We start from the raw sequence: 26,107 nt of genomic DNA, 5'->3' as shown, positions 1-26,107 counted from the left end.
AAACCACCTGGGGGCATGGTGTCGCGCTCAAGGGCTTTGCCAGGCTTGGGTTTGCGCCCTTTTGGCCCCGGCGGTGGCCCAGTCCGCCCGCATTGCTTTCGCCACGCGCGGCCGGCCGGAACCCTGCACAAGCCCACAACATCGTAAAATGCGGGGCGTTCCACCAAATTCCCAGCAATTGTTACATACCCCACGGCATTTCTCATGACGAATCAACCTAAAGCCCCCTTGACCTACCGCGATGCCGGTGTCGACATCGACGCAGGCGACGCCCTGGTCGACCGTATCAAACCCCTCGCGGCGCGCACCATGCGCCCCGGGGTGCTGGCCGGTATCGGCGGCTTTGGCGCGCTGTTCGAAGTGCCCAAGAAGTACAACGAGCCCGTGCTGGTGTCGGGCACCGACGGCGTGGGCACCAAGCTGCGCCTGGCGTTCGAGTGGAACCGCCACGACACCGTGGGTATCGACCTGGTCGCCATGAGCGTCAACGACATCCTGGTGCAGGGCGCCGAGCCCCTGTTCTTCCTGGACTACTTTGCCTGCGGCAAGCTTTCGGTGGACACGGCGGCGTCGGTGGTGGGCGGCATTGCCAAGGGCTGCGAACTGTCGGGCTGCGCGCTGATCGGCGGCGAAACCGCCGAAATGCCGGGCATGTATCCGGACGGCGAATACGACTTGGCCGGCTTCGCGGTGGGCGCGGTGGAAAAGTCCGCGATCATCGACGGCAAGTCCATCAAGCCGGGCGACGTGGTGCTGGGCCTGGCTTCCAGCGGCGTGCATTCCAACGGCTTTTCGCTGGTGCGCAAGATCATCGAACGTGCCGGCGCCAAGCCGACGGACGACTTCCACGGCCAGCCGCTGGTTGACGTCGTGATGGCGCCCACGCGCATCTACGTGAAGCAAGTGCTGGCCGCGCTGGCCAAGCATGGCACCGACATCAAGGGCCTGGCCCACATCACCGGCGGCGGCTTGCTGGACAACGTGCCGCGCATCCTGCAAGCCGGCCTGTCGGCCAAGTTGCATCGCGACGGCTGGGAAATGCCCAAGCTGTTCCAGTGGCTGCAAGAGCAGGGCGGTGTGGAAGACACCGAAATGCACCGCGTCTTCAACTGCGGCATCGGCATGGTGCTGGTGGTGGACGCGGCCCAGGCCGACGCCATCGCTGAAACCTTGCGCGAGCAGGGCGAAACGGTCAGCAAGATCGGCGAAATCGTCGAGCAGACCGAAGGCATGGCGCAGACCTTCGTGGTGTAAGCCCGACCGGTCCCGCGTGAACGAAAAACCCGCCGCTGGCGGGTTTTTTCATGGGCGGACGGCGTGCACGTTGCCGCTAGCGCTTGCCCGCCAGCGCCATCGCCACGGCGTCGATGGTTTGCGCCACCGCGTCGCCGGCCAGGCAGTCAACGATGACGCGGTCGGGCTGGGCGCGCAGCCAGGTGATCTGGCGCTTGGCCAACTGGCGCGTGGCGGCAATGCCCTGTTCGCGCGCGGTGGCCAGATCAACCTCGCCATCCAGATGCGCCCACATCTGCCGATAGCCCACGCAGCGCACGGACGGCAGGCCAGGATGCAGGTCGGGCCGGGCGCGCAGCGTGCGGACCTCGTCAAGCAGCCCCTTGGCCAGCATGGCGTCAAAGCGCTGCTCGATGCGCGCGTGCAGCGCGGCGCGGTCGGACGGTTCCAGGCTGATGGTCAGGTAGTGGTTGGCGTCGTCGTCCGGCTTTTGTTCGCCGCGGCGCAGCAGGGTCGACATGGGCTGGCCCGTCAGTTGGCAGATTTCCAGGGCGCGCTGGATGCGCTGGCTGTCGTTGGGCGCCAGGCGCGCCGCGGTGACGGGGTCAAGCAGCGCCAGTTCGGCGTGCAGCGCGGGCCAGCCGTGGATGGCGGCGCGGGCTTCGATCTCGGCGCGCAGGGCAGGGTCGGCCTGGGGCAGGTCGTCCAGCCCGTCGCGCAGCGCCTTGTAATACATCATGGTGCCGCCCGCCAATAGCGGAATGCGCCCGCGCGCGCGGATCTCGTCGATCAGGCTTCGTGCGTCGGCGCGGAATTCCGCTGCTGAGTACGACTGCGCGGGGTCCAGGATGTCCAGCAGATGTTGGGGAACGCGCGCCTGTTCCTCGGGCGAGGGCTTGGCCGTGCCGATGTCCATGCCACGGTAGATGGTGGCCGAATCGACGTTGACGATTTCCATGGGCCAGCGCTCGGCCAGCGCCAGCGTGGACGCGCTTTTGCCGGCGGCGGTGGGGCCGGCCAGGCAGATGACCGGCGGCATATCGGAGGGCAGCGAAGAAGGCAGGGAAGAGGGCAAGCTTATTGTCCGCGCAGAAAGAGCTTGTCCAGGTCGGACACGGACCATTGCACCCAGGTCGGACGGCCGTGGTTGCACTGGTCGGCGCGTTCGGTGGCTTCCATTTGCCGCAGCAGCCCGTTCATTTCTTCGAGGGTCAGCTTGCGGTTGGCGCGCACGGAACCGTGGCAGGCCATGGTCGACAGCAGTTCGTTGCGCTGTTCGGTCAGCAAGCGCGACACGCCCACGGCGCCCAGGTCGCGCAGCACGGCGCGCGCCAGCGTTTCGATGTCGCCACGCGCCAGGATGGCGGGCACGGAGCGCACGGCAATCGACGTCGGGCCGGACGGGCGCATCTCGAAACCCAGATCGTTCAGTTGGGTGTCGAATTCCTCGACCAGGGCCACGTCTTTTTCCTGGGCGTGGAACACCACGGGCACCAGCAGGTCCTGGCGCGGCAGGCTGCGGGCGTCCAGCGCCTGCTTCAGTTGTTCGTAGACGACGCGCTCGTGGGCGGCATGCATGTCCACCAGCACCATGCCCCGGCGGTTCTGCGCCAGGATGTAGATGCCGTGCAATTGCGCCAGGGCCATGCCCAGCGGGTGTTCTTCGTCGGCGGGCAGCGTGGGGGCGGGCCGGGGCTCGCTGACCGGAGTGACCTTGGCCGCCGTGTCGTCGGTCAAGGGGCGGTATAGCGATTGCCAGTCGGCGGCGGGGATGCCGGCGGGCTCGGCGTGCAGGCGGAACGGCACCTGGGTATGGGCGCGCTGCGGGGCGGGTGACGGGCGCAGGCCATAGGCGGCGGGCTGGCTGGTGTAGCCGGGGCGGGGAGCGTTCGGCGCGGGGGCGGCGTGGCCGGGTTGGAGGCCCGCGCGGGCGGAGGACGCGGCGGCGTCCGCGCTTGCAGTCGCGTCGTCACCCAAGTTGGAGCCGGAGCCTGAGCCGGAGCCCGAACCCGAACCCTGGCCCAAGCCCGTGGTGCCGGATGCGACGGTTTCAAAGCCGCCGTCTTCCGCTTGATCTTGCCGGGCGGGTGCAACCGCCGACGAGCCGCCTGTCTGCGCCAGCGTCTGGCCGACCGCGTGAGACACGAAGCGGTGCACGGCGCCACTGTCGCGAAAGCGGACCTCGTGCTTGGCCGGGTGCACGTTCACGTCCACGGCGGCGGGGTCGATGTCCAGGAACAGCACATAGGCGGGCTGGCGGTCGCCGTGCAGCACGTCGGCGTAAGCGGCGCGCAGCGCGTGGCTGACCGTGCGGTCGCGCACATAGCGGCCGTTCACGTACAGGTATTGGCGGTCGGCGCGGGCGCGCGCGGCGGTCGGGCGGGTGATCATGCCGGCCAGGCTGACGGCGCCGACCGCGTGCGACAGCAAGAGGCCGTGTTCGGCGAATTCCGCACCGAGTACGTCGCGGATGCGCTGAGGCGGTTCGGCCGGCAGCCACTGGCGCTGCGCGCGATCGTGATGGAACAGGCGGAACGCAATCTGCGGATGCGCCAGCGCAATCCGTTCCATGGCATCCACGCAATGGCCGAACTCGGTGGCCTCGGATCGCAGGAACTTGCGCCGCGCGGGCACGGCGTCGAACAACTGGCGCACGTCCACGGTGGTGCCGGGGGGGCCGGAAGCGGGGCTGACCTGCATGCTGCCCGCGTCGATCTGCCAGGCGTGCTCGCCGTCACGGGTGCGCGAAATGATGGTGACCTGGGCCACGGAGGCAATCGAGGCCAGCGCTTCGCCACGAAACCCCATCGACGCCACGGATTCCAATTCGTTCAACGACCGGATCTTGCTGGTGGCATGGCGGGCCAGCGCCAGCGGCAATTCGTCGGGCGGAATGCCACCGCCGTCGTCCGTCACGGCGATACGGCGAATGCCGCCGCCCTCCAGCCGCACTTCGATGGCGCGGCCGCCCGCATCGATCGCGTTCTCAAGGATTTCCTTGAGCACGGAGGCAGGCCGCTCGATCACCTCGCCAGCGGCGATCTGGCTGATGAGCAGGTCGGGAAGCGCAAGAATGGAACGGCGTTCTGTCATTAGGCGTAGGTCTGGTGGGGCTGTGTGGAGGATTTTAGCGTCATGGCCTGCTGGGCTATAGTCGCGAAGGTTTAACCTTCTTCCGAACTCCGGGCCGCTGATGCTTGAATTTTTCAATATGGTGCTCCACATCGACAAGACGCTGGGCGTCTGGGTCGCGCAATATGGCGTGTGGGTGTACTTGGTGCTGTTCCTGATTGTCTTTGCGGAGACGGGGCTGGTCGTCATGCCCTTCCTGCCCGGCGATTCGCTGTTGTTCATCGCGGGCGCGTTCGGCGCCACGGGGCATATCGATCCGGTGCTGATGGCGGTGCTGTTGATCGTGGCGGCCATTACCGGCAACACGCTGAACTACATGATAGGGCGCTACATCGGCCCGCGCGTGTTTTCCATGAACGTGCGATTTCTAGACCGTGGCGCACTGATGCGCACGCATGCGTTCTATGAAAAGCACGGCGGGAAAACAATCGTGATGTCGCGCTTCATCCCGGTCGTGCGCACGTTCGCGCCGTTCGTGGCGGGCGTGGCGGACATGCCGATGTCGCGCTTTCAACTGTTTAATATCCTGGGCGCGTTGCTGTGGGTGGTCAGCCTGGTTGCGGCCGGATACTTCTTCGGCAACATCCCCCTGGTGCGCGAACACCTGAACACCATTGTGTTGGTGGGCCTGGCCGCGGCCATCGTGCCCGTAGTAGGCGCCGGCGTATTCAAGCTGATCAAATCCCGCCGGTAGGCTGGGTGCAGCGCGGCAGGGCGGTTGCAAGAACACCACCGTATGCCGCGCGAAACCCATCAAGCAGCGGTGGAGCGGACAATGCACCACCCACATGAACGACGTAACCTATCAGCAGCGCGCTGATATCACCCCAGCCGCGCCAGCGGCGGGTTTGCGGTGAAGTAGCGTTGGATGCCGGTCATCATGGCTTGTGCCAGCTTGTCCTGATGCGAATTGCTCCGCAACAAAGCTTCTTCCTGCGGATTGCTGATGAAGGCGGTCTCAACCAGCACCGACGGAATGTCCGGCGCTTTCAGCACGGCGAAGCCGGCTTGTTCGACGCTGTTCTTGTGCAGACGGTTGATCTTCTTGATCTCGTCCAGGAAGGCGTTGCCGACCTTGAGCGAATCATTGATCTGCGCGGTGGTGGACAGGTCCAGCAGCACCTTGGCGACCTGGCGGTCGTGGCTGCCCAGGTTGACGCCACCGATCAGGTCGGCCGCGTTTTCCTTGTCAGCCATCCAGCGCGCCTGAGCGCTGGTGGCGCCACGCTGCGACAGCGCAAACACCGATGAACCATTGGCCGACGGCTTGACCCAGGCGTCCGCGTGGATCGAGATGAACAGGTCGGCATTCACCCGGCGCGCCTTCTGCACGCGCACATGCAGCGGCACGAAGTAATCGTCGTCGCGGGTCAGGTAGGCGCGCATGTAAGGCTGACTGTCGATCAGCGCTTTCAGGCGTCGCGCAATGCGCAACACCACGTCTTTTTCGCGCAGGCCGCTGCGGCCGATGGCGCCCGGGTCTTCGCCGCCGTGGCCCGGGTCCAGCGCGATGGTCAGCGTGCGCTGCTTGCCGCGGCGGGCGGTGCCGGTAGGCGGCTTGGGCGCGGTCGGCAGCGGCGGGGCGGGTTGCTGCCCGCGCACGCGCGGAGGTTCGGGCGGGTCGGCACGGGTGACCGGATTGCGCTGGATATCTTCCAGGATGCGCGCCAGCGGATCGTCGACGTCGGGGCCGCTCTGGTTCAGGATCGCGATAAGCGGATCCTGGGCGACCTTCGGATACAGGTCCAGCACCAGACGGTACTGGTAGTCGGCCACGGGCTTGAGCGTGAACACCTGAGGCGCGACGGGCTGCTTCAGGTCGAACACCAGCCGCACCACGTTCGGGCGGTTCTGCGCCACGCGCAGGCTTTGGATATAGGGGTCGTCGGGCCGGACCTTGGACACCAGGTCATTCAAGGCGGAACTAAGGGTCAGTCCCTCGATGTCGACCACCAGCCGGTGGGGATTTTCCAGCGTGAATTGTTCAGCCTTGAGCTCGCTGTCGAGCTCCAGCGTGACGCGGGTGTATTCGTCGGCCGGCCAGGTCCGGACAGCCAGAATCGTTGCCGCCTGCGCCAAACGGGGCAGGACCGGCAAGACAAGCAGCGTGGCGGCGACGCTGATCAGGCGGCGCCGGGTGGCGCCTGCGGAGGGAAGGGCGCCGTCTGGGGCGGGGGGACAATCGCGTTCAACCATGTTTGTCCTCGAGCGGTGTACGCGGTCAGGGTGGCGTCGCGGCCGTCATCGGCATATGCCAGGGAAATGAGCAAGTCGGGAGGGGGCAAAAGGCCCTCGGCCCGCTCTGGCCATTCGATCAAAACCACCGCGTCTTCACGCAGTAAATCCCGAAATCCTGCGTCTAACCATTCGCGCGAATCACTAAATCTATAAAAATCAAGATGATAGAAGTATAAGTTAAAAACTTTATAGGATTCAAGCAGCGCGTAGCTGGGGCTTTTGATTCGGCCCGTCACGCCGCATTCGCGCAACAGGGCCCGGGTGAAGGCTGTTTTGCCCGCGCCCAGGTCTCCTTGCAGGTGTATGCAAGCGCCTGCGGGGCCAGTCTGTCCCCCTGAAACCAAGGGGGCAAGCTGGCGCGCAAGCGATTCCGTGGCGGCTTCGTCGGGCAGGTGCAAGGTCAGGGTGCAAAGAGGGGCGGACATGACGCGGGGCGAGTGGTAAAAAACGGTGGAGAGATCACGGATTGCCGCAATTATAGGAATGCGGGTTTCTGCTAATCTTATAAGTGATTGCTATTCTCAATTGTCGCTTCGGGCGGACACCGCCACTTGCGACTGACAGCCGCCACGGAGTTGTACGCGCCATGAAGACCCGCATCGAAAAAGACACGTTTGGGCCCATCGAAGTCCCCGAGGATCACCTCTGGGGCGCCCAAACGCAACGTTCGCTGCATTTTTTCGCGATTTCCACCGAAAAAATGCCTGTGCCGCTGGTTAACGCGATGGCCCGCCTGAAGCGCGCGGCCGCCAAGGTCAACGCCGAACTCGGCGAACTGGATCCGACGATCGCCGACGGCATCATCCGCGCGGCCGACGAAGTCATCGCCGGCAAATGGCCCAACGAATTCCCGCTGTCGGTCTGGCAAACGGGCTCGGGCACCCAAAGCAACATGAACATGAACGAAGTGCTGGCCAACCGCGCGTCCGAAATCTTGGGCGGCGTGCGCGGCGAAGCGCGCAAGGTGCACCCGAACGACCACGTCAACCGCGGCCAATCGTCCAACGACACCTTCCCGACCGCCATGCACGTGGCGGCCGCCGTCGAAGTCGAGCATCACCTGCTGCCTTCGCTGAAACAGTTGCGCGCGACCCTGGCCGAGAAAAGCGCCGAGTTCTATGACATCGTCAAGATCGGCCGTACCCACTTGCAGGACGCGACGCCGTTGACGCTGGGCCAGGAACTGTCGGGCTATGTGGCGCAACTGGATCTGGTTGAGCAGCAGATCCGCGCGACCTTGCCCGGCTTGCATCAACTGGCCATTGGCGGCACGGCGGTGGGCACGGGCCTGAACGCGCATCCGCAATTCAGCGCCAAGGTGTCGGCCGATCTGGCGCATGCAACGGGCACGGCTTTTGTGTCGGCGCCCAACAAGTTCCAGGCGCTGGCCTCGCACGAAGCGCTGCTGTTCGCGCACGGTGCATTGAAGTCGCTGGCGGCCGGCTTGATGAAGATCGCCAACGACGTGCGCTGGCTGTCCAGCGGCCCGCGCTCGGGCCTGGGCGAAATCAGCATTCCGGAAAACGAACCGGGCAGCTCCATCATGCCGGGCAAGGTCAACCCGACGCAGTGCGAGGCCATCACCATGCTGGCCGCGCAAGTGCTGGGCAACGACGTGGCCATCAATATCGGCGGCGCCAGCGGCAACTTTGAACTGAACGTATTCAAGCCGCTGGTGATCCACAACTTCCTGCAATCGGTGCGCCTCTTGACGGACGGCATGGCCAGCTTCAATGCGCATTGCGCGGCCGGCATCGAGCCCAACCACGAACGTATCGCCGAACTGGTGGATCGTTCCCTGATGCTGGTGACGGCGCTGAACCCACACATCGGCTACGACAAGGCCGCGCAGATTGCCAAGAAAGCGCACAAGGAAGGCTTGTCGCTGAAGGAATCGGCCCTGGCGCTGGGTTACGTGACCGAAGCGCAGTTCGCCGAATGGGTGGTGCCTGGGTCCATGACCAACGCGCACAAGTCGTAATCGGCACGACCGCGGCCGCTGTTGCCGCGGGGGTCGCCCAGATGGCAGCCCTAGATGGCTGCGATAGATGCCCGCCCCAGATGGCCGCCTTTGATGGGCGGCCATTTTTTTGCAGTGATCCAGCCTACGCGGTCAGCATCAGCCACAGCGGAATCGTGGCGGCCGAGAACAGCGTGCCCAGCGAAATCAGCACCGCCACCATCCGCCCGTCGCCGCCCATGCGCATGGCCAGCACGTAGGCGGCGGACGCGGTGGGCAAGGCGGCAAACAGCAGCAGCATGCGCGCTTCCAGCGGGGGCAGGCCCACTAGGCGCGCCACGCCCAGGGCCACCGCGGGCAGCGCCACGAGCTTCACGGCAAGCATCCATGTGATCAATGCGCCGTAGCCCTTGCCGCCTTCCCACGCCAGGCTGGCGCCCACGCACAGGATGCCCAGCGCCAACGCCGCCGCGCCCAGGCGCGCCAGCACCGTATCCACGGGGCCGGGTAGTTGCAGGCCGGCCAGGTTGCAGGCCAGCCCCAACAGGGTTGAGACAACCAGCGGATTGCGCGCCAGTTCACGCAGCAGATTGCCGCCGTTGTGACGCGCCAGCCCGTAGACCGCGGCCACGTTGGCCATGGGCACCGCGAAGCCGACGATCAACGCCATCACCGTCTGCCCTTGCGAACCGGCCAGGCTGGCCGCCAGCGCCAGCCCGATATAGGTATTGAAGCGGTAACCGCACTGCGCCGATGACGCCAGCCCCAACGACGACGGCCGCAGCACCAGGCCCGCCAGCCACGCCATGGCCACGCCCGCCACGATCACGGCCGCCGTGGCCTGCAGCAGCAGGGCGGCGTTGCCGGCCGTGATGGGGGTACGAAGAATGGATTGGAACAGCAGCGCGGGGAACAGCACGAAGTACACAAGGCGCTCGGTGCCCGCAAAGAATTCGCGTGAAAAACCCAGCTTGTGACGTAGCGCCCAACCCAGCGCAACCAGCATGAAATCAGGGAAAACCAGAAGGGCAACCGACATGGGACCAGGGTGTTTTTGTAGGGGCGCGGGCCGGGATCGGCGCGCTATGCGGGTGTAAGCATTTGCTGCTATTCTCCGTCATTCTGGCGGGCGCGTCTGCCACAAGCAATTCATAAAAGCAGCGCCACACACGCTGCACAGAAGCAATGCGCTCCCACCGTTATCTGCTGGCCCGTCTACAGACGAGACCATCTCAAAACGGTCCGTTTACATACGGGCTCGCACTCTTGGAGGAAACACACCTATGAATAAAGTTCGCTCCCTGGCCTTGGCTATCGCCGTGGCGACCGGCGCCGCCCGCCCGCTTGGCGCCTCCGTCGCGCATGCCGCCGACAAGTACCCCAGCAAGCCGATCCGCGTGATCGTTCCTTTCGCGCCGGGCGGTTCCACCGACATCATCGCGCGCCTGGTGACCCAGCGCATGAGCCAGGAACTTGGCCAGCCGATGGTTGTGGAAAACAAGGGTGGCGCAGGCGGCGCCATCGGCGCGTCGGAAGCCGCGCGCGCCGATGCCGACGGCTACACGCTGTCCATCGCCACGGTGTCGACCATGGCCGTCAACCCGGCCTGCCGTCCGAAGGACCTGCCGTACGACCCGATCAAGGACTTCCAGCCGGTCACCAACTTCGCCAACACGGCCAACGTGGTTGCCGTGAACCCGAAGTTCCCGGCCAAGGACTTCAAGGGCTTCATCGAAGAACTGAAGAAGAACCCGGGCAAGTACTCCTATGGCAGCTCGGGCACTTGCGGCGTGCTGCACTTGATGGGCGAGTCGTTCAAGATGGCCACGGGCACCGACATCGTGCACGTGCCGTACAAGGGTTCGGGCCCGGCCGTGGCGGATGCCGTCGGCGGCCAGATCGAAATCCTGTTCGACAACCTGCCGTCGTCGATGCCGCAGATCCAGGCGGGCAAGCTGCACGCCATGGCCATCGCCTGGCCTGAGCAAATCTCCTCGATCAAGGGTGTGCCCACGTTCAAGGAAGCCGGCTTCCCGGTGCTGAACCAGCCGGTCTGGTACGGCCTGCTGGCCCCCAAGGGCACGCCGATGGAAGTCGTGAACAAGCTGCGCGACGCCGCTGTCGTGGCCCTGAAGGACCCGAAGGTCATCAAGGCGCTGGACGACCAAGGTTCGGCGCCGTCGGGCAACACGCCGGAAGAGTTCGCCAAGGAAATCAAAGAGCAGTTTGATTGGGCGCAAGACGTCGTGAAGAAGCAAAACATCAAGCTGGATTGATGCGGCATGGGGCCGGCCCGTGGGCCGGTTTCCAACGCCAGTAAAAGCGGGCGCCTTGAATTTCAAGGCGCCCGTTTTATTTTGGTGGCGTTTATTTTGGCGACGTCGCGTCCTTCAAGCGGGCGTGTCCAGCGAGGCCATGCGCGCGGCGCAGGCGGCGCGCAGCCGGTCGATCAGGTCGCGGTGCAGGGCGGACAAGGGGTCCTGGTTGCGCACCATGATGCTGATCGGCACGCGCAGCGCGGGGTCCAGGCGGCGCAGGCTCATGCCGGGGCGCAGCATGGCCTGGGCGGTGATGGCGTCGACGATGGCGTCGCCGCAGCCCGCGTCGACCAGCGCGCAGGCCACGTAATGCGTCTGCACCTGGATAGCGACTTGTGGCGCCAGGCCTTGCGCATCCAGCGCCATCTGCAGCAGCGCGCCCGAGGCATCGCCCGCGTCCAGCACGATCAGCGTATCGCCCTTGGGGTCGGCCAGTTCAGACAGGCGCATCGGCCCGGTGGCGGGCCTGCGGCTCAGGTGCACCAGCTCGGTATGGCCCAGGCCCATGCGCGTCAGGCCGGGGTAGTCGTTGGTGTCGAAGGTAATGGCCAGGTCCAGTTCGCGCGTCAACAAGCCCTGCACCAGTTCCGCGCTGTGATGCGTGTGGATGTCAAAGGTGATGCCGGGTTGCGCATCGCGGCTTTCGCGCACCACGTCGGGCAGCAAGCCCAGCCCCAGCGCGGGCGCGCAGCCCAGCCGCAAATGCCCGTTCGGCCGGTCGCGCAGGCTGGCGACCAGCCGGCGCACGCTGTTCAAGTCCTGGTTCAGGCGCGCGACTTCGGGTGTCAGGATTTCGGCCTCGCGCGTGGCAACCAGGCGACCCTTCACGCGCTCAAACAGCTTGAAGCCGAGTTGGGTTTCGGCGTGCGCCAGCAGTTTGCTGGCGGCGGGCTGCGAGATATGCAGCGCGGCGGCGGCCTCGGTCAGGGATCCGGTACGGCGGATCGCTTCGAAAATCTCGATGTGGCGCAGGCGCATGTCAGGGCAGGGAAGAGGGACCGGAACCGCGATTCTATGTCGGGTTGACGGCGCGGGACACCCGGGCCGATGATGAACGCCTGCCGGCATGCCGGCGCCACCTTGGAGTTGACCATGCGCGCTTGCCGCCACGCCGCCGCCATTCTTCTTGCCGCCACCCTGGCCGCCATGCCGGCCGTTTGGGCACGTACCCCCGCGGCGGTTGAAGATCGCAACCCCGAAGCGGCCAGCGGCGCCCAGGCGCGCGAACTGGTCCGCGCGCCGCAGTACATGATGGTGTCCGCCAACCCGCTGGCCACGCAGGCAGGCGACGACATGCTGCGCGCGGGCGGCTCGGTGGTGGATGCCGCCATCGCCACGCAGTTGGTATTGAATCTGGTTGAGCCGCAATCGTCAGGCATTGGCGGGGGCGCGTTCCTCGTGCTGTATTCGGCCAAGACCGGTCGCATCCAAACCTATGACAGCCGCGAAACCGCGCCCGCCGCAGCGCGCCCGGATCGCTTCCTGGACGCCGAGGGCAAGCCGCTGCCTTTTGCGCAGGCCGTGAACAACGGCATGGCGGTCGGCGTGCCGGGCTTGCTGCGCGGCCTGGAACTGGCGCACAAGGAGGCGGGCGTGCTGCCCTGGGCCGACCTGTTCCAGCCCGCCATCCGGCTTGCCGAACAAGGCTTTGCCGTGTCGCCGCGCTTGCATACGCTGCTGGCGGGCAACAAGGCGCTGCCGAAACAGACGGCCGCAGCCGCGTACTTCTATGGGCCGGATGGCTCGCCCTGGCCGGTGGGCCATGTGTTGAAGAACCCAGAGTTCGCGCGGACCTTGCGCGCGGTTGCCGCGCAGGGCGCCGATGCGTTCTACCAAGGTGATATCGCCCGCGACATCGTGGCGGCGGTGCACGGCCACGCCACGCCCGGCGACCTGAGCCTGGCGGACTTGGCGAACTACCGCGCCAAGACGCGCGACCCGGTGTGCGGCGCGTATCGCGGCTACCAACTGTGCGGGATGGCGCCGCCCAGCAGCGGTCCTATCGCCGTGTTGCAGATGCTGGGCGAGCTGGAACAGTATCCGATGTCGACGTATGCGCCGGGTTCGGTGCAGGCGGTGCATTACTTTTCCGAAGCTGGCCGGCTGGCGTTCGCTGACCGAGATTTCTATGTGGCGGATCCGGACTTCGTCGATGTGCCGGTACGCGCACTGCTGAACCCGGCCTATCTGCGCGCGCGCGGTGCGTTGATCCAGCCGGATCGCAGCATGAAGGTTGCGCTGCCGGGCGACCCGGAAGGCAAGCTGTTGGCGCTTGGCCGCGACAACGCGCTGGAGCTGCCGTCCACCAGCCATCTGGTGGCGGTGGACAAGCAAGGCAATGCGCTGTCCATGACGACCACCATCGAAAGCGAATTCGGCAGCAAGATTTTTGTGCGCGGCTTTTTGTTGAACAACGAAATGACGGACTTCTCTTCGTCGTTCAAGGACCCTGAAGGCAGGCTGGTGGCCAACCGTGTCGAACCGGGCAAACGGCCGCGCAGTTCGATGGCGCCGATCATCGTGTTGCGTGACGGCAAGCCCGTGATGTTGGTGGGTTCGCCGGGTGGCAGCGCCATCATCAACTACGTGGCCAAGACGATTGTGGGCGTGCTGGATTGGGGCTTGGACATCCAGGCCGCGATTGCGCTGCCCAACATGGGCAGCCGCAACAAGGAAACGGAACTGGAAAAAGGCACGGCGCTGGAAGCGCTGGCGCCTGCCCTGGAAGCCATGGGGCACCCGGTGCGCATCACCGAATTCCCCAGCGGCATCCATGGCATCGTCATCGACGCCAAGGGCTTGCAAGGCGGGGTGGACCCGCGCCGTGAAGGCTTGGCGAAGGGCGGTTGAGCCGGCGTTTTATTCCAGCGCGGACGGGTCGATTTCCATGCGCGCTTCCTTGCGACGCGCCAGATAGGTCACACCCCACATCACCACTCCCAGCAGCAAGAGCCAACCCGCGACTTGATACTGGATGACGTCGCGACCCGTCAGCGGCGTGACCAGGAACAGGCAGGCCGCCGCGCCCAGCCACGGAATGATGCGGTTGATGCGGAAGTGTTCGTGCTTGACTTCGTCGCGACGCAGGACCAGCACCGCGACGTTGACGAAGGCGAACACGCCAAGCAGCAGCAACGCCGTGGTGCCGCCCAGCGCGCGGATGGCTTCCGAATCTGCCAGGGCCACCAGGATGATCAGGCCAAAGGCAAGCGCGGTGGTGAACAGGATGGCCGTCCAGGGTGTCTGGTTCTTGCGATGCACGTGCGCCAGGAACGACGGCAGCACGCCTTGGCGCGACATGCCGTAAAGCAGGCGGCTGGCCATCATCATGTTGATCAGCGCCGAGTTCGCCACGGCAAACATCGAGATCACGGGCATGATGTATTCCACCGGCAGGTCCGGCGCGGCGCGCTTGACCACCAGCACCAGCGGCGTCGCGCTTTTGGCCAATTCGCCCACCGGCACCAGCGCCACCGCGCATATCGACACCAGCACGTAGATCACGGCGGTGATGCCCAAGCCGGTCAGCATGACCTTGGGAAAGATGCGGCTGGGTTCGTGCGTTTCTTCGGCCATGTTGACCGAATCCTCGAAGCCCACCATGGCGAAGAACGCCAGTGCGGTAGCCGACGTGACCGCCAGGAATACGCTCTTGTCCTCGGGCGTGTCAAACGCGATCACGCGCGAGAAATCCGCCTGCCCGCCCGCCATGGCATAGAAGCCCAGCAAGATCACCATCAACAGGCCCGATAGTTCGATCAGGGTCAGTATGACGTTGGCCTTGACGCTTTCGGCCGCGCCGCGCAGGTTCACCAACATCACCAGCAGCATGAAGCCGAGTGCGCCGAACGTGATCCAGGTTTTGTCGGCTTCGATGCCGAAGGCCGCGAACAGGTTGGCCGCAAAGGCCTGCGAGGCCGTGGCGGCCGATGTCAGCCCAGAGCTCATCACGGTGAAGCAAACGATGAAGGTCAGAAAGTGCACGCCGAAGGCCTTGTGCACATAGAGCGCCGCGCCGGCGGCCTTGGGGTACTTGGTGACAAGCTCCAGGTAAGACAGCGCGGTCAGCAACGCCACCGCGAAGGCCACCAGGAAGGGCAACCACGCCGCGCCGCCGACTTCGGCGGCCACCTGGCCGGTCAATGCATACACGCCAGTACCAAGAATGTCGCCAACAATGAACAGCAACAATAGTTTGGCGCCCATCACGCGCTTGAGCGGCGCATGCTCCGTTGTGGAAGGGGCAGTCGTTTCGTTCGTGGCCATATTCTTTTCTCCTCTTTCTTGGACTTTGGGGGGAGGCGACCCGAAAAGTCTAAGGCGAGGAGGGTGCAGACAGTGCTACAGCGGTGCAACGAAATGTCTTAGTTGTTGGGATTCGTAGGATGGGTGCAGCGCGAGAGGACAGGGCAGAAAGACCCAAGTGCAGATCGCGCGAAACCCATCAAGCAGCGGCGGAGATTGGGGTGCCGTGGCCACACCGATGTGTGGCTGGATTAGCGCTGGTTCAAGCGCTGCATGATGGGTTTCGCGCGAACGGCTTCAGCGTTCTTCTGATCTTTCCCGCGCGCTGCACCCATCCTACGATTCATAGCCGGTTGGGGTTCGTAGGATGGGTGCAGCGCGAGAGGACAGGGCAGAAAGACCCAAGTGCAGATCGCGCGAAACCCATCAAGCAGCGGCGGAGATTGGGGTGCCGTGGCCACACTGATGTGTGGCTGGGTCAGCGCTGGTTCAAGCGCTGCATGATGGGTTTCGCGCGAACGGCTTCAGCGTTCTTCTGATCTTTCCCGCGCGCTGCACCCATCCTACGATTCATAGCCGGTTGGGGTTCGTAGGATGGGTGCAGCGCGAGAGGACAGGGCAGAAAGACCCAAGTGCAGATCGCGCGAAACCCATCAAGCAGCGGTGGAGATCGGGGTGCCATGGCCACACCGATGTGTGGCTGGGTCAGCGCTGGTTCAAGCGCTGCTTGATGGGTTTCGCGCGAACGGCTTCAGCGTTCTTCTGATTTTTCCCGCGCGCTGCACCCATCCTACGATTCATATCCGGTTGGGGTTCGTAGGATGGGTGCAGCGCGAGAGGCAGGTCAGAAAAATCCCAGTGCGATTCGCGCGGAACCCATCGATTCACGCCTTCAATTCTGGTGGCAGTTTCCGCAGGCTAGCCGGTGTACGCGATAGCTTGATGGGCGAGCCTACGCCTTTGTATTCGCCTTGCTCCAGCACCATGCCGCGATGCTTCGTGTGCGGGTGCTCCAACGCCTGGTCCACCGTTTGCACGGCGGCGGCGGGGACGCCTGCGCGTAGCAGGCGGTCGGCCAGCGCGGCCGCGTTTTGGCTTGCCAACAACGCCGACAATTCATCGCGCAAGGCTTGCCGGTTTTGCAGACGATCGGCATTTGTCGCATAGCGCGCATCCACGGCCAGCCCCGGCGCTTCCAGCACCTGCGCCATCAACGCAAACTGGCGGTTGTTGCCCACGGCAAGAAACAGCGGGCCGCTGGCGGTGGGCAGTGTTTCGTACGGCGCGATGTTCGGGTGCGCGTTGCCGCTGCGCTTGGGCACATTACCGCTGTAGAAAAAATTGGCCGCGTGCGGGTGCAACAGCGACAGCGCGCAGTCGTACAGCGTGATGTCCAGGAATTGGCCCAGCCCGCTGCGATGGCGTTCGTTCAGGGCCAGCAACACGGCGACCGCGGCGTTCAGCCCGGTCACCATGTCCACCACCGGCAGGCCGACGCGCGTGGCCTCGCCGTCGGCTTCGCCGTTCACGCTCATCAAGCCGCACATGGCTTGTGCGCAGGCGTCGTAGCCGGGCAGCCCGCCCAAGGGGCCGTCGGCGCCGAAGCCACTGACGCGGCAATGCACCAGCTTGGGAAAGGCCTGGCTCAAACTGTCATAACCCAGCCCCCACTTTTCCAGCGTGCCGGGCTTGAAGTTCTCAACCAGCACGTCGGCGTCGGCCAGCAGATGGCGCAGCAGTTCCTGGCCGGCTGGTTGCGACAAGTCCAGCGTCATGCCTTCCTTGTTGCGGTTCACGCCGATGAAGTACGACGCCGTGTCGCCCAGGAAAGGCGGGCCCCAGCCACGGGTTTCGTCGCCGCCCGGGGGCTCGATCTTCAGCACGTCGGCGCCGTGGTCGGCCAGTATCTGCGTGCAGTACGGGCCGCCCAGCACGCGCGACAGGTCGATCACTTTGCAGCCGGCCAGTGCGCCGGCGTTCGGAAGAGTAGGGGCCATGGAATCTCTGCTTCAGTCGATGGAAACGTTGGCGCTCTTGATGAGCTCGCGCCACTTGGGCACTTCGGCGGCGATGAAGTCGGCCAGGCCTTGCGGCGTCTGGTCCTTGGCCGCCACGATGCCTTGCGAACGCAGCGCCTGCTCGACGGCGGGGTCCGACAGCGCGACCTTGAACGCCTGGTTCAAGGTATTCACCACATCGGCCGGCGTGCCCTTGGGCGCGACGATGCCGAAGAAGACGCTGACGTCATATCCCTTGAGCCCCTGTTCGGACAAGGTGGGCAAATCCGGCAGCGCGTCCGAGCGTTGCGCGCTGGCCAGGCCGATGGCGCGCAGCTTGCCGGCCTTGACGTGGGGCAAAGCCGTGAGGATGTCGGTGAACGACATGGACACCTGCCCGCCCAGCAGGTCGTTCAGCGCAGGCCCCGTGCCCTTGTAGGGAATGTGCATGATGTCGGTGCCCGCCATCTTGTTGAACAGGATGCCGGCCAGGTGCGACGACGCGCCGTTGCCCGACGAGGCATAGCTGAGCTTGGTGGGGTTCTGCTTGGCGTAGGCGATCAGCTCCTGCACGTTGTTGGCCGGCACCGACGGGTTCACCACCAGGATGTTGGGCAGATGGCCCAGGCGGATGATGGGCGCGAAGCTGGTCTCGGGGTTGTAGCCCTGGTTCTTGTACAGGCTGACGTTGATGGCCAGCGGGCCGGACGTACCGAACAGCAGCGTATAGCCGTCGGGCTTGGCCCCCGCCACGTATTCCGATCCGATATTGCCGCCCGCGCCGCTGCGGTTTTCAACAATCACGTTTTGCTTGAGCGGCTCGCGCAGCTTCTCGGCCAGGCGGCGCGCCATGGCGTCGGTCGGCCCGCCGGGCGGGAACGGCACGATCAGCGTGATGGGGCGGGCGCTGGGAAAGGCGTCGGCCGCCAGCGCGGACGTGGCTGGCAGGACGGCGGTGGCCGCAGCCAGCAGCAAGGGGGCAAGAATGCGTTTCATGGTGGTGTCTCCTGTGGGGAAGGCGCGCCGGCTGTGCCGCCGGCGTCGGATTACAGCGCGTACTGCAAGATGGCCTGGCAGGCCGCGCTTTCGTTGGGGGGAATGGCGTAAGGGTCGCGTGGCGCCAGGCGGTGCAGCAGCACCTGGTCGGCCAGTTGCGCGCGGCTTTCCAGCCCGGCGCCCGTGGCTTCCCAGCGCAGCGCGGCCATGGACACGGCGTGGTACAGCAGCGAGGCGGCCTGACGGGCCAGTTCGTCATGGTCGCCCGCCGCCGCCTGCTCGGCCAGCGCAAAGCTCTTGGCAAGCGCGTCTGCTTGCAGCGCGGCCAGGGCGGGCGGGCACGGCACGCCCGCCGCCAGCAACTGGTCGATGTGGGCACGCAAGGCGGGCAGTGAATTTTCTTTCTTGATGGCGCGCAGCACGTCCAGCGCCACGATGTTGCTGGTGCCTTCCCAGATGGAGCCCAGATGCGCGTCGCGCACCAGGCGCGGCTCGGTCCATTCCTCGATATAGCCGCAGCCGCCGCGCACTTCCATCGCGTCGCCCGTCACCTTGCGGGCGTCGCGGCAGGCACGGAACTTGATCAGCGGCGTCAGGATGCGGGCAAGCGCCGGGTCGGCCATGCCCTGATCGGCGTCCGCCAGCGCGCGCGCCGTCTGGAACATGACGCTGCGCGCCTGTTCGGCCCACACCGTCATCTTGACCAGTTGGCGCTGCATCAGCGGCATGTCGATCAGACGCTTGCCGAATGCGCGGCGGTGCTGCGACACGTAGATCGCTTCGGTGACCGCGCGGCGCATCAGCCCGGCCGCGCGCATGCCGTTGGACAGGCGCGAATTGTTGATCATGTCGGCCATCTGCTTGAAGCCGCGACCACGTTCGCCCACCAGCCAGGCTACGGCCCCTTCCAGGCGAATCTCGCCGCTGGCCATCGAGCGCGTTCCCAGCTTGTCCTTCAAGCGCAGGATGCGGTAGTGGTTGTGGCTGCCATCGTCCAGGTCGCGCGGCAGCAGGAAGAGCGACACGCCCTTCAGGCCCGGCTCCGGCTCGCTGCGCGCCAGCACCATGGCAAAGCCCGCGTCGGGATTCGAGCAGAACCACTTGTCGCCATGAATGCGCCAGGTGCCGTCGGCTTGCGCTTCGGCGGTCACTTCCGTGGCGCTGACGTCCGACCCCGCGCCCTGTTCCGTCATGAACATCGCGCCTTGGCGCAGCGCGTCGAAATCCTGGGTGGTGACTTGCGGCAGCACGCGCTCGACCAGCGCGGGGTCGCCGAACTTGCGCAGCGTGCGCGCCAGCGAATCCGTCATGCTGACCGGGCAACACAGGCCGAATTCCGCCTGCACGAACAGGTGGCTCAGCGCGTACTTGGCGCTGGCCGGCATGGGTTCCGGCCAGCCCAGCACGCCGCCACGATGCGACAGCGCGGCCAGGCCGAATTCGCTGTAGGCCAGGCGTTCCAGTTCCACATAGGCGGGATGCTTGTCGACGCGCGATTCGTCCGCGCCCGCGCGGCTGCGCACGGACAGGGTGGGCGGATGCTTGTCCGCCGTGGCGGCCAGTTCGTCCATCACGCCGCCTGCCAAGCCGCCCAGCCGTTCCAGGTGCGGCAGCAGATGCGCGTGCAGCGCGGCGGGCAGGTAACGCTGGCTCAGGGCGGCGGCATAGGGGTCCGCGCTGAACAGATTCAGGCCGCGTGAATCCGGAACGGGCGTGGCGGCGGGGGCAACGGGGTGGGCGGGGGCATCCATGGCGGCATCCTGCGGAAAACGGGGAAGATGGCCGATGTTGCGTGGGTACATTAATCTATGCAAATACCGATTTTGTGTAGAACAATCCATAAAAAATATAGATAAGGGGAGACCATGGATCTGGACCCGCGCCTTTTGCGCTACTTCATCGCGGTGGCCGAAGAGCGCCACTTCAGCCGCGCCGCCACGCGGCTGCATATTTCCCAACCCCCGCTCAGCTACGCCATCCGCCAATTGGAAGACAACGTCGGCGCCCGCCTGCTGGCGCGTACCAGCCGCCACGTGGAACTGACCGACGCGGGCCACGTGCTGTACCGCGAGGCCCTGACGTTGCTGAGGCAGGCGGAAGAGGTACGCACGCTGGTGCAAAGGGTGGACGCGGGCTTGCGGGGCCGGCTGCGCATCGGCTTCGTGGGGTCGATGCTGTATCGCGGCTTGCCGACGCTGTTGAATGTGATGCGGGCGGAGTTGCCCGACGTTGAGCACGTGCTGACCGAACTTAATTCGCATGAGCAGATTGAAGCCGTGCGGCGCGGTGAACAGGACCTGGGCTTCATCCACGCCAACCCGGTGCCCGACGAGGTACTGGCGCGCGACCTGATCGCCGAGCCGTTCGTGGTGTGCCTGCCGGACTCCCATCCGCTTGCCGGGCGCCAATCGCTACGTCTTGCCGAATTGGCAAGCGATGACTTTGTCTTTTTCGCCCGCGCGGCGTCCCCCAGTTATTACGAAACCGTGCTGTCCATGTGTGTGGCGGCGGGCTTTATGCCGGTGATCCGGCACGAAGTGCGCCACTGGCTAAGCGTGGCGTCGCTGGTGTCGCAGGGCTTGGGGGTGTCGATCGTACCGGCCTGCCTGTCGCGCAGCGGGTTGGCCGGCACGCGCTTCATCACCTTCGAGCATGAAGCGCGCTCGGTCAGCCAGGTGATCTGGCACGCGGGCGCGCGCACGCCCTTGCAGCAAAGGGCGATGGCGCTGGTGGAACGCCAGTTTCCACCGGACGCGGCGCAGGCCGCGTCCGACTGAAGATCAACGAATCAGCGGAACACCACGGTCTTGTTGCGGTTCAGCAGGATGCGGTGTTCCACATGGCTGCGCACCGCGCGCGACAGCACCAGCGATTCAATATCGCTGCCCACCTGGGTCAGGTCGGCCGCCGTCATCGTATGGTCGACCCGCTCGATGTCCTGGTCGATGATCGGGCCTTCGTCCAGGTCCGACGTCACGTAGTGCGCGGTGGCGCCAATGATCTTCACGCCGCGTGCATGCGCCTGGTGATACGGGCGCGCGCCCTTGAAGCTGGGCAAGAAGCTGTGGTGGATGTTGATGGCGCGGCCGTTCAGCGCGCGGCACATGTCCGCCGACAAGATCTGCATGTAGCGGGCCAGCACCACCAGGTCGGTGTTGGACTGGTCGGCAATCGCTAGCACCTGCTTTTCCTGTTCCGCCTTGGTGTCCGGCGTTACGGGCAGGTAGTGGAACGGAATGCCGTAGGACGCGGCCAGGCTGGCGTAGTCGTTGTGGTTCGACACGATCGCAGCCACTTCCGCGTGCAAATGCCCGCTATGCACCCGGAACAGCAGGTCATTCAGGCAGTGGCCCTGCTTGCTGACCATGATCAACAGGCGCTGCTTGCGGCGCGCGTCGTGCAGCTTCAGGTCCATGCCGTAATCCGCCGACAGCGTATCCAGCCGGGCCCGCAGGTCGTCGGGGTTCACGGCCCCGGGCAAGTCGAAGTGCACGCGCAGGAAGAACTGGCCGGTTTCCTCGTCGCCGAACTGCTGCGAATCCAGGATGTTGCAACCCAATTCGAACAACAGGCCGCTGACGCGGTAGACGATGCCGGTGCGGTCGGGGCAGGACAGGGTCAGGATGTAGTCGTTGTGCTGCATGGTGCGGGAATAGGCCAGGGTAAGGATAAAGGGGGGGATGGGCGGAATCAGGCGGCCAGGCGCGCCAGGGTTTCTTCCGCCAGGGCCAGGCTTGAGGTCAGCCCGGGAGATTCAATGCCGAACAGGTTCACCAAGCCCGGCACGCCATGCACGGCGGGGCCGGCAATGACGAAGTCGGCGGCGGGTTCGTGCGGGCCCGAGATCTTGGGCCGGATGCCGGTGTAGCCGGGCGCCAGCGCGTTGTCGGGCAGGGCCGGCCAGTAGCTGCGCACGGCTTCATAGAACACATCGGCGCGGGCCGGGTCCAGCGTGTAGTCCTCGGTGCCGATCCACTCGGTGTCGGGGCCGAATTTGGCCTGACCGCCCAGGTCCAGCGTCAGGTGGACGCCCAGGCCGGCGTGTTGCGGCACGGGGTAGATCAGGCGCGAAAACGGGGCGCGACCGGACAAGGTGAAATAGCTGCCCTTGCACAGGTAGTCGGTGGGGATGCTGGCCGGCGGTACGCCGTCGATGCGGCGGGCCAGCGCGGGCGCTTGCAGCCCGGCTGAATTGATCAGGACGTTGCAGGTCAGCGTCATGGCTTCATCGCCGCCGAATTGCAGCTCGAAGCCGCCTTCGGGGCGCACGCGGCCAGACACCAGCGGCGTGTGAAAGACGCACTGGGCGCCGGCGTTTTCGGCGTCGCCCTGGAACGACAGCATCAGGGCATGGCTGTCCACGATGCCCGTGGACGGCGACACCAGCGCGGCGGTGCATTGCAGCGCCGGTTCCAGGCGCATGGCTTCTTCGCCCGAGATGAATTGCAGGTCGTCAACGCCATTGGCGCGGGCGCGCTGCGCAATGCCTTCCAACTGGGCCGCCTGGTCGCGGTCGGTGGCGACGATCAGCTTGCCCAGGCGCTTGTGCGGCACGCCGCGTTCGGCGCAATAGGCGTACAGCAGATGCTTGCCGCGCACGCACAGGCGCGCCTTCAGGCTACCCGCGGGGTAGTAGATGCCGGCATGGATGACTTCGGAATTGCGCGAGCTGGTGCCCGTGCCGATGGCCTCGGTGGCTTCGGCCACCAGCACTTCGCGGCCAGACTGGGCCAGCGCACGCGCGATGGCCAGGCCGACCACGCCCGCGCCGATCACGATGCAATCCACATCCGCGCTCATGGTGCTTTCCTTTCAGAGCGTGTGCCGGCCGGCGTCAGGTCGAAGCCGCCCGCGTGAAATACCAGCGGCGGCTCGTGGCTGTGGCCGCAGCGTTCCACCTCGCCCACCATGATGATGTGGTCGCCCTCTTCGTAGCGGCTGCGGTTGCGGCATTCGAACCAGGCGGCGCAATGGCCGTCCAGCATCGGCGTGCCGCCCGGCGCGTAGTGCACCGTCAGGCCGGCATAGCGGTCGGGCGTCTTGCCAGTGGCGAAGCGCCGCGCCAGCGCGATCTGCTCGGCGCTCAGCACGTTGACCACGTACCGTTCGCATTGCTCGAAGATTGCCAGCGACGACGAGGCGCGCGACAGGCTCCAGAGGATCAGCGGCGGGTTCAGTGATACCGAATTGAACGAGCTGACCGTCAGGCCGATGGGGGCGCCATCAAGCCCGGCGGCCGTCACGACCGTTACGCCGGTGGCGTAGCGGCCCAGCGCGGTGCGGAAAAAAGCGGCGTCAAAATCAGGGGAGGAGGCGGGCATGCAATCGGTAATTGGGCGGGCGCGACAGGGCGCCCGACATCAGGGCGACAGGCGTTCGATCTTCCAGGCCGAGCCGTCGGCAACATAGCGCAGACGGTCGTGCAGGCGCGAGGGCCTGCCTTGCCAGAATTCAATGGCGGTGGGCTTCAGGCGGTAACCGCCCCAGTGCGGCGGACGCGGCGGTTCTGCGCCGAAACGTTCGCGGAATTCCTTTTCACGGGCTTCCAGCGCTTCGCGGGTAATGGGCTGGCTCTGGGGCGAGGCCCAGGCGCCGATGCGCGAACCGGCGGGGCGGCTGTGATAGTACGCATCCGATTCCTCGGGGGCGACCTTCTCCACCACGCCTTCGATGCGGACCTGGCGTTCCAGCGGCTGCCAGAAAAACAGCAGGCTGGCGCGCGGTTCGGCCAGCAGGTCCTGGCCCTTGCGGGATTCGTAGTTGGTGAAGAACGTGAAGCCGCGCTCGTCAAAGCCCTTGATCAGGACGATGCGGGCGCTGGGCTGGCCACTGGCGTCAACCGTGGCCAGGGTCATGGCGTTGGGTTCCGGCACCTTGGCGGCCAGGGCTTCGTCGAACCAGCGGGTGAATTGCTCGAACGGCGAGGCGGCGGCCTGGCTTTCCAACAGGACGTTCTTTTCGTAGCTTTGACGCAGATCGGAGACGGACATGGAGGCGTGGGATTCAGCGTGGATAACAGGGAGTTTATACCGCCCGGGCGGTCGCTCCCTTATTGACCCCGCGCAGTCTCGGGCATGTTTTCCGCCTGGTGGCGACCAGCGGCGCGCTCAGGCGCCTTCCGGCAGGGTGTGTCCGTCTGCTTCCAGCAACCGCGCGATGGCGTCCAGGCGGGCGTCATGGATGCCGGCGGCGCGCAGCGCCTGGGCCGTCTGCACCACGTAATCGGTGCAGGGGCCGTACCGGCCGGCCGCGCGGCGCACGATGGCTAGCAGCTCGGCGTCGGGCAGCGCGCGGATGTAGGCGGGGTTGTCGCGGTTCATGATGAACACCAGCGCGCGAACGGGGCCGGCGTCGGTCGTGCAGTTGATCCAGCGGGGCAGGTAGGCGCCGGTGGACATCTCGCGCTCCCAAAGCGCCGGGAAATAGGTGGGCACCTGGCTGCCGGCCAGACGGTAGACCACCCCCCGGCACGAGCCGCCCCGGTCCAGGCCGAACACCAGGCCCGGGCATTCCGGCGTGCCCCGGTTCACGCGCGACCACAGGCACAGCGCCCGGTGATGGCCGCGCAGAGTCGCCAGCCGGCGCTCCATGAAGTCGAAATCAGGGCGCCAGATCAGTGATCCGTACCCATATACCCAGACGTCGTCCCCGGCTTGCCAATGGCGCAGCGCGTCATCCAGCGAAGCCTGCCTTTCCTCTGGCGTCCAAAGACGGAAGGGCAGGCTGGCGCCGGCAATGCCGGAGGCGGGGGGAGAGGACTGCATGGTCAAAGCTCTACGGTTTCCGTTCAGATTCGAGCGGGGGATTGCGATTGGCCCAGCCGCCCGCCATCAAGGCCAGCGAATAGGCCCAGAACAACGGGGCGACGCCAATTACCGCACCCAGCGCGCCGAAGGTCAACGGCAGCGATACCTGCGAGCCGTTGATCAGCGCCATGCGCAAGCCTACGGCTTCGGCCGCGCGCCCGGGCGGGCTGTGTTGGTGCAAGAGGGAAAGCATACTCGGTTGGCAGCACCCCAAGGCAAGCCCCAGGATGAACGACAGCACGATCAGGACGGTAACGTCGGTGAACAGCGGGTAAAGCATGAAGTCGACGGCGGCGGTGGCCATGGCCACCCGCACCAGCGTCCACGACCGCACCCGGCGCATGATCAGCGGCAATACCAGGCGGATAACGAACGTTGCCGCCGCGAAGGACGCCAGAATGACGCCGATGGTGGTGGCGGACAGCCCGATCGCCACGCCAAAGATCGGCACCACGAACAAATGCGTGTCCCACGCGCCGGACAAAATGGTGTTGACCATCAGGATGCGGCGCAGGGCGGGCACCGCCAGCAATTCGGTCACGCGGCGGCGCTGCGCTTCCTTGGCGCCCGACAGTTGCGAATCCACGGCCTTCAATTGGTGACGCAAGGCATACAAGCCGATGCCGGACAGGATGGGGCCCAGCGCCAGCAGGCCGAATGCGGTGCGCGTGCCCAGGTTGTCGATGGCCAGCCCGGCGATCAGCGGCCCCGAAAATCCGGACGCGGCGAGCGCCAAGGACAGGAAGGAGAAGTTGCGCATCCGTTGCACGGGTTCGGCGTGGCCCAGCAGATCCTGGGTGGCCACCTGATGCAGCATGAAGCCGATGCCGATACAGCAGGACGCAATCAACAAGGCCGTCTGTGTTTGCGAGATAAACGGCAAAGCGGTGCCGATCGCCACCAATGACGTGCCGATGACGAGCGGGCGCACGATGCCCACCCGGTCGACCCAGCGCCCCGCGCGCACCGAAAACAGCATCGGCAGCACCGCGAACACGGCAACCAGCATGCCTACCTTGAAGGTGGACAGCCCCATTTGCAGGGCCGTCAGCGACACGGTGATCCGTCCGCCCGTCAACGCCACATGATTCATCATCGCCAGCAGGCACAGCAGCACCGCCCCGGAAAATTCCGGGGAACCAGAGGGCGAGGAGGGGGATCTGTTGGAGGTAGACACGGCGT

22 protein-coding genes are annotated in these 26,107 nt (G+C 65.7%); 6 read left to right on the top strand and 16 right to left on the bottom strand.

The features are described from left to right. The first annotated feature begins 204 nt into the window (after positions 1 to 204). On the top strand, positions 205 to 1,254 hold the full coding sequence (gene purM / locus ACE04A_RS10595) for a phosphoribosylformylglycinamidine cyclo-ligase (RefSeq protein WP_259252411.1): 1,050 nt from the start codon (positions 205 to 207) through the stop codon (positions 1,252 to 1,254). Positions 1,255 to 1,330: 76 nt separating this feature from the next. Here purM and miaA read toward each other — a convergent pair whose 3' ends face one another. After that, positions 1,331 to 2,272: a tRNA (adenosine(37)-N6)-dimethylallyltransferase MiaA gene (gene miaA, locus ACE04A_RS10590; RefSeq protein ID WP_448715906.1), complete on the bottom strand. Its 942-nt coding sequence runs from the start codon at positions 2,270 to 2,272 to the stop codon at positions 1,331 to 1,333. A 38-nt stretch (positions 2,273 to 2,310) separates the two neighbouring features. Then, positions 2,311 to 4,326, bottom strand: a complete 2,016-nt coding sequence (gene mutL / locus ACE04A_RS10585; protein WP_485820097.1) for a DNA mismatch repair endonuclease MutL — start codon at positions 4,324 to 4,326, stop codon at positions 2,311 to 2,313. Between the two features lie 100 nt (positions 4,327 to 4,426). On the opposite strand from mutL, the gene ACE04A_RS10580 reads away from it, so the two are divergent. After that, positions 4,427 to 5,059 (top strand): VTT domain-containing protein, encoded by a 633-nt coding sequence (locus tag ACE04A_RS10580; protein ID WP_279996503.1) that lies wholly within the window; start codon positions 4,427 to 4,429, stop codon positions 5,057 to 5,059. Between the two features lie 128 nt (positions 5,060 to 5,187). Here the strand turns inward: ACE04A_RS10580 and ACE04A_RS10575 are convergent, their stop codons facing one another. Further along, positions 5,188 to 6,561 (bottom strand): N-acetylmuramoyl-L-alanine amidase, encoded by a 1,374-nt coding sequence (locus tag ACE04A_RS10575; RefSeq protein ID WP_485820096.1) that lies wholly within the window; start codon positions 6,559 to 6,561, stop codon positions 5,188 to 5,190. After that, positions 6,489 to 7,028 carry a tRNA (adenosine(37)-N6)-threonylcarbamoyltransferase complex ATPase subunit type 1 TsaE gene (gene tsaE / locus ACE04A_RS10570; protein ID WP_259252407.1) on the bottom strand — a complete coding sequence of 180 codons (540 nt, stop codon included), beginning with the start codon at positions 7,026 to 7,028 and terminating at the stop codon, positions 6,489 to 6,491. The genes ACE04A_RS10575 and tsaE overlap by 73 nt, the downstream gene beginning before the upstream one ends. A 161-nt stretch (positions 7,029 to 7,189) precedes the next feature. Here tsaE and fumC point away from each other — a divergent pair, with 161 nt between their 5' ends. Further along, the gene (fumC, locus tag ACE04A_RS10565; protein WP_279996504.1) at positions 7,190 to 8,584 is read left to right on the top strand and encodes a class II fumarate hydratase; all 1,395 of its coding nucleotides are present in this window, start codon (positions 7,190 to 7,192) and stop codon (positions 8,582 to 8,584) included. A gap of 124 nt (positions 8,585 to 8,708) precedes the next feature. On the opposite strand, the gene ACE04A_RS10560 is transcribed toward fumC, so the two are convergent. Continuing rightward, the gene (locus ACE04A_RS10560) at positions 8,709 to 9,602 is read right to left on the bottom strand and encodes an AEC family transporter (RefSeq protein ID WP_485820095.1); all 894 of its coding nucleotides are present in this window, start codon (positions 9,600 to 9,602) and stop codon (positions 8,709 to 8,711) included. A 244-nt stretch (positions 9,603 to 9,846) separates the two neighbouring features. Here ACE04A_RS10560 and ACE04A_RS10555 point away from each other — a divergent pair, with 244 nt between their 5' ends. Further along, entirely contained in the window at positions 9,847 to 10,839 is a 993-nt protein-coding gene (locus ACE04A_RS10555) for a tripartite tricarboxylate transporter substrate binding protein BugE (RefSeq protein WP_485820094.1), read from the top strand. 114 nt (positions 10,840 to 10,953) lie between these two features. On the opposite strand, the gene ACE04A_RS10550 is transcribed toward ACE04A_RS10555, so the two are convergent. Further along, positions 10,954 to 11,859 (bottom strand): LysR family transcriptional regulator, encoded by a 906-nt coding sequence (locus ACE04A_RS10550; RefSeq protein ID WP_259252404.1) that lies wholly within the window; start codon positions 11,857 to 11,859, stop codon positions 10,954 to 10,956. Positions 11,860 to 11,973: 114 nt separating this feature from the next. On the opposite strand from ACE04A_RS10550, the gene ggt reads away from it, so the two are divergent. Beyond that, positions 11,974 to 13,731, top strand: a complete 1,758-nt coding sequence (gene ggt, locus ACE04A_RS10545; protein WP_485820093.1) for a gamma-glutamyltransferase — start codon at positions 11,974 to 11,976, stop codon at positions 13,729 to 13,731. A gap of 9 nt (positions 13,732 to 13,740) precedes the next feature. Here the strand turns inward: ggt and ACE04A_RS10540 are convergent, their stop codons facing one another. The 4 genes from ACE04A_RS10540 to ACE04A_RS10525 all read right to left on the bottom strand — a co-directional run bounded on the left by ACE04A_RS10540 (position 13,741) and on the right by ACE04A_RS10525 (position 19,870). Continuing rightward, positions 13,741 to 15,147 (bottom strand): APC family permease, encoded by a 1,407-nt coding sequence (locus ACE04A_RS10540; RefSeq protein ID WP_485820092.1) that lies wholly within the window; start codon positions 15,145 to 15,147, stop codon positions 13,741 to 13,743. A gap of 863 nt (positions 15,148 to 16,010) precedes the next feature. After that, positions 16,011 to 17,123, bottom strand: a complete 1,113-nt coding sequence (locus ACE04A_RS10535; protein WP_448715872.1) for a CaiB/BaiF CoA transferase family protein — start codon at positions 17,121 to 17,123, stop codon at positions 16,011 to 16,013. A 12-nt stretch (positions 17,124 to 17,135) separates the two neighbouring features. Next, the gene (locus ACE04A_RS10530; RefSeq protein WP_448715873.1) at positions 17,136 to 18,119 is read right to left on the bottom strand and encodes a Bug family tripartite tricarboxylate transporter substrate binding protein; all 984 of its coding nucleotides are present in this window, start codon (positions 18,117 to 18,119) and stop codon (positions 17,136 to 17,138) included. 50 nt (positions 18,120 to 18,169) lie between these two features. Beyond that, positions 18,170 to 19,870, bottom strand: a complete 1,701-nt coding sequence (locus ACE04A_RS10525) for an acyl-CoA dehydrogenase family protein (RefSeq protein WP_448715874.1) — start codon at positions 19,868 to 19,870, stop codon at positions 18,170 to 18,172. A gap of 114 nt (positions 19,871 to 19,984) precedes the next feature. On the opposite strand from ACE04A_RS10525, the gene ACE04A_RS10520 reads away from it, so the two are divergent. Next, positions 19,985 to 20,896: a LysR family transcriptional regulator gene (locus ACE04A_RS10520; RefSeq protein ID WP_448715875.1), complete on the top strand. Its 912-nt coding sequence runs from the start codon at positions 19,985 to 19,987 to the stop codon at positions 20,894 to 20,896. A gap of 11 nt (positions 20,897 to 20,907) precedes the next feature. Here ACE04A_RS10520 and purU read toward each other — a convergent pair whose 3' ends face one another. From purU to ACE04A_RS10490, 6 genes are all read right to left on the bottom strand, one after another. Then, positions 20,908 to 21,762, bottom strand: coding sequence for a formyltetrahydrofolate deformylase (purU, locus tag ACE04A_RS10515; RefSeq protein ID WP_485820091.1), 855 nt, complete (start codon positions 21,760 to 21,762; stop codon positions 20,908 to 20,910). Positions 21,763 to 21,809: 47 nt separating this feature from the next. Beyond that, positions 21,810 to 22,919, bottom strand: a complete 1,110-nt coding sequence (gene lhgO / locus ACE04A_RS10510) for an L-2-hydroxyglutarate dehydrogenase LghO (protein ID WP_438859529.1) — start codon at positions 22,917 to 22,919, stop codon at positions 21,810 to 21,812. Then, a complete protein-coding gene (locus tag ACE04A_RS10505) occupies positions 22,916 to 23,440 on the bottom strand; it encodes a flavin reductase family protein (RefSeq protein ID WP_050448957.1) in 525 nt (174 codons plus the stop codon). Before ACE04A_RS10505 ends, lhgO begins: the two co-directional genes overlap by 4 nt. A gap of 39 nt (positions 23,441 to 23,479) precedes the next feature. After that, entirely contained in the window at positions 23,480 to 24,109 is a 630-nt protein-coding gene (gene pdxH, locus ACE04A_RS10500) for a pyridoxamine 5'-phosphate oxidase (protein ID WP_438859528.1), read from the bottom strand. A gap of 117 nt (positions 24,110 to 24,226) precedes the next feature. Continuing rightward, positions 24,227 to 24,889 (bottom strand): gamma-glutamylcyclotransferase, encoded by a 663-nt coding sequence (locus tag ACE04A_RS10495; protein ID WP_447988023.1) that lies wholly within the window; start codon positions 24,887 to 24,889, stop codon positions 24,227 to 24,229. A gap of 4 nt (positions 24,890 to 24,893) precedes the next feature. Continuing rightward, complete coding sequence (locus ACE04A_RS10490) at positions 24,894 to 26,102, bottom strand: MFS transporter (RefSeq protein WP_485820090.1); 1,209 nt, start codon at positions 26,100 to 26,102, stop codon at positions 24,894 to 24,896. Between the last annotated feature and the right edge of the window lie 5 nt (positions 26,103 to 26,107).

The organism is Achromobacter colocynthidis (genome assembly GCF_057334535.1).
The sequence above is the reverse complement of the archived record's forward strand: the minus strand, read 5'-3'. Positions and strand labels throughout refer to the sequence as shown.